This is a genomic window from Lysinibacillus sp. NPDC094177, assembly GCF_050279145.1.
Lineage (GTDB): Bacteria > Bacillota > Bacilli > Bacillales_A > Planococcaceae > Lysinibacillus.
Window position 1 is genome coordinate 78,644 of record NZ_JBNNTW010000011.1, and the last position, 8,090, is coordinate 86,733.

Annotated in this window: 8 protein-coding genes; 5 read left to right on the top strand and 3 right to left on the bottom strand. The window is 37.0% G+C overall.

The window, feature by feature from the left end; genetic code table 11:
• Nucleotides 1-193: 193 nt before the first annotated feature.
• Nucleotides 194-1,309 (bottom strand): hypothetical protein, encoded by a 1,116-nt coding sequence (locus ACQKNC_RS17165; protein ID WP_427425969.1) that lies wholly within the window; start codon nt 1,307-1,309, stop codon nt 194-196.
• A 273-nt stretch (nt 1,310-1,582) separates the two neighbouring features.
• The gene (locus ACQKNC_RS17170; protein WP_427425970.1) at nt 1,583-2,299 is read right to left on the bottom strand and encodes a 3-ketoacyl-ACP reductase; all 717 of its coding nucleotides are present in this window, start codon (nt 2,297-2,299) and stop codon (nt 1,583-1,585) included.
• 163 nt (nt 2,300-2,462) lie between these two features.
• Here ACQKNC_RS17170 and ACQKNC_RS17175 point away from each other — a divergent pair, with 163 nt between their 5' ends.
• From ACQKNC_RS17175 to ACQKNC_RS17185, 3 genes are all read left to right on the top strand, one after another.
• Nucleotides 2,463-2,864, top strand: coding sequence for a winged helix-turn-helix transcriptional regulator (locus ACQKNC_RS17175; protein WP_427425971.1), 402 nt, complete (start codon nt 2,463-2,465; stop codon nt 2,862-2,864).
• A 331-nt stretch (nt 2,865-3,195) separates the two neighbouring features.
• Nucleotides 3,196-3,765, top strand: a complete 570-nt coding sequence (locus ACQKNC_RS17180; protein ID WP_427425972.1) for a TetR/AcrR family transcriptional regulator — start codon at nt 3,196-3,198, stop codon at nt 3,763-3,765.
• On the top strand, nt 3,762-4,520 hold the full coding sequence (locus tag ACQKNC_RS17185) for a CPBP family intramembrane glutamic endopeptidase (protein WP_427425973.1): 759 nt from the start codon (nt 3,762-3,764) through the stop codon (nt 4,518-4,520). Before ACQKNC_RS17180 ends, ACQKNC_RS17185 begins: the two co-directional genes overlap by 4 nt.
• 49 nt (nt 4,521-4,569) lie before the next feature.
• On the opposite strand, the gene ACQKNC_RS17190 is transcribed toward ACQKNC_RS17185, so the two are convergent.
• Nucleotides 4,570-5,502, bottom strand: coding sequence for a threonine ammonia-lyase (locus tag ACQKNC_RS17190; protein ID WP_427425974.1), 933 nt, complete (start codon nt 5,500-5,502; stop codon nt 4,570-4,572).
• Nucleotides 5,503-5,717: 215 nt separating this feature from the next.
• Here ACQKNC_RS17190 and ACQKNC_RS17195 point away from each other — a divergent pair, with 215 nt between their 5' ends.
• Entirely contained in the window at nt 5,718-6,149 is a 432-nt protein-coding gene (locus ACQKNC_RS17195) for a DUF1934 domain-containing protein (RefSeq protein WP_427425975.1), read from the top strand.
• Complete coding sequence (gene argS, locus ACQKNC_RS17200) at nt 6,149-7,816, top strand: arginine--tRNA ligase (RefSeq protein ID WP_427425976.1); 1,668 nt, start codon at nt 6,149-6,151, stop codon at nt 7,814-7,816. The genes ACQKNC_RS17195 and argS overlap by 1 nt, the downstream gene beginning before the upstream one ends.
• The last annotated feature ends 274 nt before the right edge of the window (nt 7,817-8,090 follow it).

The window sequence follows — 8,090 nt, forward strand, 5'->3', positions numbered from 1 at the left end:
TAGCCCCATTTTCCTTTAAATTCTGACTAAATAGTTTTGTTGATAAAGTCGATATTCCGCCATTGAAGCCCTAACGCTATACCTTTACTCATGCTTGTATAAGCAATTGTTAAAAATGTTTTAGGAGACAAGAAAGGGGGCAATCCCTAAATCATTGTGTAATGACTTTTTGGATTACCCCGAAATATATTTATTAATGTTTTGAAATATAAACTTTACCGTTTATTGTTACTTTAGAAGCTGAGATTAGTATTTCTTTATTTGCTTCAAAATATGGATTTAAAATTTTGTCGATAGCATCCCATTTTTCATTAGATTTTTCATAGTCACCTTTTTTATCAAGAGCTGTTGCTTCTTCATAAAGCTTTTTTAATTTTTTTTGATCATTTGCCTTGATTTCGAAATCAAAGTTAGACAAGTAATCTTCAAAGCTAAGTGGCTTAAAATAAGGGTTAATCATTTCATCAAATTCACCCCATAGCTTTTCAGATAATTGATCATTTTTATCTTTATCAGCTTTTTTAGCATCATTGTATAAAGTTTTTAGTTTTGGCATGGCTTCAGCAGGGATATCTAATTCCAAATCTGAGATGTATTCTTCAAATGTTAACGGTGGATTTAAAACATCTAAGTAAGGTTGAAGAACCTTCTGGAATTCATCAAATTTTTCTTGTGCGTTTTCCTCTTTACCATATTTTTCTAGTTTTATCCACTGTTGATAAATATCTTTCAGTTGTTTTTGATCTTTTTCTTTAATAACTATATTTTTTTCATTAAATCCATACTGTTCAATGAACTCTTCAAAGGATACAGGTACCCAGCTAGCTAAAATATACGGCTTTGTGATTTTATCCATTTCAAGACTAATTTTTTCTACTTCATCATATTTCTCTTCTTTTTCTAACTTCTTCGTTTGATTAAACAACTTTTTTAATTTTGCTAAGTCTTCTTTTGTTATTTCTTTAGGTAAGCTTTTTTTATATACGTCAAACGTATAGAAGTCTGAATAGTCTTGTACTAAACTACCTTCTACAGAGATTTCCTGACCTTCTATTAAGTTCATTTTTTCTAATTGCTCATCAGAAAATTCCTGAATTCCGATATAATAGTTTTTGCCGTCTTTGCCTTTAATTGTGATGCTATCTCCGTAAACACTTTTAATAGTTCCTTTAATTTGTTGCTCAGCTTTAACAGTTATTTCGTTTGTCGTTTTTGCTGTTGTTGCCTCAGCTTGATGTGGCGTGAAGACAGCCATTCCTATTGTTAGTGCTGATACAATCATCCAAGATTTTTTAATTGTTTTTTTCATAATTATTTCTCCTTTTGTTTAAATGGTTAAATTACTAATTATTAGACGTCTTTCCAATTATAAAAAGTTTATTAAAGTTAGAAAAAATTTTTAAATGGTTGGAAGTATAGATCAATACTTAAACTTTTCCCGGGGATAGGTGTTAAATGGAAGGGAAATTAGGCTGGATAAAATAAGTAGGGTCTTCGAAATGAAGCGGGTGGTGTGGGGTTAGCTATAAGCTAGCTACAAAAAAAGACGCCATCATAAGATAGCGCCTTGATATTAGTTCTATTAAGGGTTCGTAGACCAAAGCCCAGCGTGTTTTAATACAACACGTGGATGAAGTTTTAACTGTGCAACCATTAACTCTGCTAAATCTTCTGCTTGCATCACTTTTTCTGGATTGCCGTCTGTTAAGTTTAGTTCAACAGCCATATCTGTTGCAACTGTACTTGGCGTTAATGTTGTAACGCGAATATTTTTCTTACGCACTTCAAGCATTAGTGATTCACTTAGTCCGATAACTGCAGCTTTTGAAGCCGAGTATGCACTTGTAATCGGTGCCCCTTTTTGACCAGCTGTTGATGAGATATTAATGATGTCGCCTGTGTTGCGTTCAATCATCTCAGGTAATACAGCGCGTGTTGTGTAGTATACGCCTTTTACGTTAACATCGATAATATTTGTCCATTCTTCAGGCGTTAAGTCCATGAAGCTACCAAATTTTGAAATGCCGGCATTGTTTACTAAAATATCGATTGCACCAAGCTCGCCGCGAATTGATTCAACTGCTGAAGTGATAGAGTCTAAATCCGCTACATTTGCTACAGCGATGGCTACCTTCACATCATATTGTTTCAGTTCCTCTGCTACTTGTTGTAAATTTTCAAGAGTACGTCCAACAAGGCCTATGTGAATACCTTCTTGTGCAAAAGCAACTGCTGTTGCGCGTCCTATTCCACGCCCTGCTCCTGTAATTAACGCCACTTTTCCTGCGATTGTTTGCATGATTTTCGCTCCTTTAAATGAGATGTTTTATTTAGAAGAAAAAATAGATTAAGATTTGTCTTTAAGACTATCCTCATTTTACTACGGTTTTCTACATTGTGAAGAGTGCACTTTTTGGTGCGGAGGTTACTAAAAGTTACTTATATGAAAAGGAGTTAGCTCTATGACGGATAAATTAAGAGAAGAGATAAAAGAGAGAATATTAAATAACGATTACCATTGTGAAAAGGAACTTACCTTATCAATTATTAGCGGGAAATGGAAAGTAGTTATTTTGTGGCATTTAGGTGTAGAAGGACCACATCGTTTCAGTGAGCTTCAAAGACTTTTTCCGAAAATATCTCATAAGATATTAACAAACCAATTACGTGAACTGATGGAAGATGGGATTGTTCATAGAGAAGTGTTTCCGGAAGTTCCTCCGAAAGTCGAATATTCAATGACTGAACTAGGGATGACGTTATTACCAATCGTTGAGATGATGTATGAATGGGGGAAAAAGAGAATCGATCAAATTAAACAAGTAAGCAATAACGAGGTCATTTCAGATAATATAAATTGTTAGTGATGTTTGCGAAAGGCAATATGCATTCTACGGCGAAAGTGAAATGTTAGTCGCAAATACAGTTTAATGTGGGGCTAAAAGTGGGGAGGCATAATGAGATCACTTTTAGCCCCATTTGCTTTTAAAATTTGGCTAACATAATCATTCCAAGCATCAATAGATATGAGGAGTTCAAAGATTTTCTTGGGAAAATAAAGCTCATTTACAAAGTGAGCTTTTTCATTTCTTTGGAACTTTTTTGATTATTATCACATATCTTGTTGACATAGCCAGGGAAATATTGTTTCATTATAGGTAACAGATGTTACCTGATTGAAGGAGGCGATTTTTTTTGGCACCAAAAGAGCGATTTACAGAGGAAATTTTAATGGATTGTGCTTTTGAAATGGTTAGGAAGAGTGGCATTGATAGTGTGAATGCAAGAGATTTAGCAAAAGAGTTAGGTTGTTCGACAAAGCCTATATTTCGATTATTCTCGAGTATGGACGATTTAAAGTATGCACTATATGAAAGGGCTGGCAATCTTTATAACGAAAGAATGGTAAAGGGTTTGCAAGAAAGTTCTTTTTTAGGAATGGGATTAGCTTATATTAACTTTGCACGAGAAGAAAAAAAGTTATTTGAGCTGTTATTTCTATCTAATAAATATAAGATCTCGAGCTTTTCAGATTTAGTAAATGACGTAGAGAACCAAGGAATTATAGCGCTAATTTCTAAATTAACAGGATTAACCCAAACTTCTGCTAGATCTTTATTTATAGATATATGGTTAACTACGCATGGTATAGCGACAATGTGTGCGACGAATACCTGCGATTTAGATAGCTTGGAAATTGAGGGTATTTTAAAAGAGGTTTATGAAGGTGTTAAACAAAAATTGTTGAATGGAGAAAATAAATGAAAATGAAAAATTCACCTATTCTTTTATCATTATTATTTACTGTGCTTGCACTTGTTTTCCCTGCTATAGCTGGGACAATTATAACAATCAAAAATATAAGTAGCTTAAGCTCAATATTTTTGATTCAATTTATCTCCACTGCAGCTGGTGTTCTAGTTATTCTTGGGATCATGAAAAAAAGTAAATTCTCGTTCCGTGATTTTGGATTTAGAAGATTTAAAGCCGAGGCTTGGATGGCTGTGATTGTTATTTCTGAGCTGATTGCTTTCTTCAATGGTATTACAGATAAAGATGGCTTTTCTGCGCAGTATGTATTTATTTTACTTCTATTTGTTATTGCAGTTGGTTTTTGTGAAGAGCTTATTTTCCGAGGCTTAATTTTCAAATATTTATCAGCAAAAGGGCTTAAAGTGGCTATTCTAGGCTCCTCAATTTTATTTGGTATTGGACATCTTGCAAATTTAGCTTCAGGTGCTGATTTTTTAATGACATTACTACAAGTTACTTATGCATTCCTCTTTGGGCTGGTTTGTGCAGAAATTGTAGCAAAAACAAAAAGTATTATTTTCCCGATCGTCTGGCACGCTATGCATGATTTTATAGCTTTCTTAACTGATAGTGAGCCAAATGTTCTTGCTGTTTCTATCTATGTTTTCCATTGTATAGTATTAATTGGTCTCGCAATTTATTTCTGGAGAGCTTTATTTACTAAGAAGGATTCAATGAAATTAAAAAATACGGAAAGCTATGTTTAACAAAAAAGCATCTACTCATTAATTTGAACGGATGCTTTTTTGTCTAGTTCTATTCAGGTGTTAATCCAACATTACCTCCTGAAATAAGAAAACACACTTTTTCGTTTTTATGAATAGGTAAAGCTCCTTGCAGGGCAGCCCCAACCCCGATAGAAGAGGAAGGTTCTGCAACAATTTTACCCTCGGAGAATAAGGTTTTCATCCCGCGATGGATAAATGCTTCATCTACGCTTACAACCTCATCGACAAGCTGTTGAACAAGTGGAAAGTTCCGTTCTCCAGGCTGTAAAGTTAGTAGGGCATCAGCCAAAGATTTTTGTTCCGATAAAAGCAATCTTTCGCCAGCTTCTAAGCTTTTGCTATAACGCGAAACAACAGCAGGCTCCGCACCAATTATTTTGATATGCGGGGCAATGGATTTTACAGCAGTTGCAATGCCACTAATTAATCCACCACCACCAATAGGAACAACTATAGTATCGACATCAGGGAGCTGTGCTAATATTTCCAAACCTGCTGTTCCTTGTCCTGCCATAATATCGTAATCATCATAAGGGTGTATGTTGCAATAGCCATGATCACGACTAAGTTTTTCTGTTAGAACATGTCTTTCTGCCAGCTTACACTGCACAACTTCTGCACCTAAGGCACGTATTCCATCAACCTTAACGGTAGGAGCTGAATCCGGTAGGACAATTGTTGCCTTAATATTTAGGAGCTTGGCAGCGTAGGCAACGCCTTTGCCATGATTACCCGAGGAAGCAGCAACTACGCCTTTTTGCAATTGTTCTAACGGCATGGATAGCATTTTATTAAGAGCCCCACGAAGTTTGAAAGAGTTTGTTTTTTGCATATTCTCGGCTTTTATGTAGGCATGACATCCTAAAAGTTCATCGAGCCCATTTAATCGAATCATAGGCGTTTCGTATATATAAGATGAAATTCTTCGTTTTGCAGCATGAATTTGTTCAATTGTTAACATACAGCAACCCTCATTCCGGTTAATTAATTGAAAATTCTGGTTTCATAACATAACTGTAGATTTTCAGGGGATTTTTGTCAATGTTAAATAGTAAAGTGATTATTGACAAATTACTGCCATATCGGATAGAATACTTACTTCTATCTTGAAAAAATATGAGTATTCATCCTATAATAAAAAGGTTATAGTAAAAACAATAAAAGGGAGCGTCCATAATGGCGAACGAGGCAAGATCGCAGGTGAACATTAAGCTCATTTCTACGATTCGCCCGATTGATGGGGAGTCCGAAAGTTATGAAATGTGGCTGACAGGGCAGCTACTTGAAAAAGCAGGAAACATGTATTTGAAATATGAAGAGGTGCAGGAGGATAAAACCATCCGCACAACTATGAAGCTAGGCAATGAACAGGCATTAATTATGCGTGCCGGAGCAGTAAAGATGCGACTACCACTTAACATAATTGAACAACAGATAGGTCATTATGAAAGTGAGTTCGGTTCAATGCCACTCGTCATACACACGAAAAATATGACATTTACAAAACAGGCAGTAAGCGGAGATTTCCATGTACAGTACGATTTACTAATGGGTGGGCAATCCGTTGGCAATTATACATTAGACATTACATTTACGGAGGTACAATGATGAACGCAGTAGAACAAGTACAACAAGCCATTAAAGTAGCAATTGCGCAGGCTGTTGAAAAAGCTGGCTTAGTAGAAGCTGGCACAGAGTTAAATATTCACCTTGAAACACCGAAGGATAAAGCAAATGGGGACTATGCTACAAACATTGCTATGCAATTAACGAAATTAGCAAAAAAACCACCTCGTGCCATTGCAGAAGCCATTTTAGAAAATCTTGACACAGCAGATACAGATATTGAGAAAATCGATATTGCTGGCCCTGGCTTCATGAATATTACTGTACGTAAAGATTTCCTATCGGGTGTAGTAAAAGCAGTGCTAGAGCAAGGTGCTGATTACGGCCGTTCTAATGCTGGCGCAGGAGAAAAAGTTCAAGTTGAATTCGTATCTGCAAATCCAACAGGTGATCTTCATTTAGGTCATGCACGTGGAGCTTCTGTAGGGGATTCATTATGTAATGTGCTAGATATGGCAGGTTACGATGTTTCTCGTGAGTACTACATTAACGATGCGGGTAACCAAATTAATAACTTAGCTTATTCACTTGAAGCGCGTTATAAGCAAGCTTTAGGAATGGAAGCTGAGATGCCAGAGGATGGCTACCACGGTTCAGATATTATTGAAATCGCTGGTAAACTAGCTAGTGAGCATGGCGATGTAATTTTATCTAAAACTGATGAAGAACGTTTTGCATTCTTCCGTCAACATGGTTTAGCGTTAGAATTAGACAAGTTAAAAACAGACCTTGCTAACTTCCGTGTAAACTTTAATGTGTGGTATTCAGAAACTTCATTATACGAAAACGGCAAAATCGAAGTAGCTTTAGATAAACTAAAAGCGAATGGTCATGTATTTGAAGAAGACGGTGCTACTTGGTTCCGTTCAACAACATTTGGCGACGATAAAGACCGCGTGTTAATTAAAAACGATGGCTCTTTCACATATCTAACTCCAGATATCGCCTACCATGAGGACAAAATTGTACGTGGTTTCGATAAATTAATTAATATTTGGGGAGCTGACCACCACGGCTATATCCCACGTATGAAAGCTGCTATTCAGGCGCTGGGCTACGACCGTGATACGCTTGAAGTAGAAATCATCCAAATGGTTCAGCTTTATAAAAATGGTGAGAAATTCAAAATGTCTAAACGTACAGGGAACGCTGTTACAATGCGTGAGCTTGTAGAAGAGGTTGGCTTAGATGCAGTTCGTTATTTCTTCGTGAAAACTGCTGGCGATTCTCACATGGACTTTGACCTTGATCTTGCCGTATCTCAATCAAATGAAAACCCAGTGTATTATGCACAATATGCGCATGCACGTATTTCTTCAATTTTACGCTCAGCAAATGAGCAAGGTTTTGCTGCAACAACGGATCATTTAAGTCTGTTAACTGCAGAAAAAGAAATTGATTTACTGAAAAAAGTGGGCGACTTCCCGAAAGTGGTAGCAGAAGCTGCGAAGCACCGTACACCACACCGTATCGCCAACTATATTCAAGAAACAGCAGCTGCATTCCACAGCTTCTATAACGCTGAAAAAGTGTTAGACGCTTCAAATAAAGAGCTAACAGAAGCTCGTTTAGCCCTTATCACTGCTGTTCGTACAACAATTGCTAATGCACTACGCTTAATCGGCGTATCTGCACCGGAAAAAATGTAATATTAGACTTTCTAGCCCCCGGCACGACAATGTGCCGGGGGTTTTTTGTGTGGATATGGATTTGATAGCTATAGCTGAGTGGTTGAAGCGACGAGAAGAGCCGCGGGAGCGACGGAAGAAATAGCAAGAGCGACGGAAGGAACCGCCAGAGCGACGGATAGAATCATCAAAGCGACGGAAGGAACCGCCAGAGCGACGGAAGGAATAGCAAAAGCGACGGATAGAATCGGAAGCGACGGATAGAATCAACAAAGCGACGGAAGGAACCGCCAGA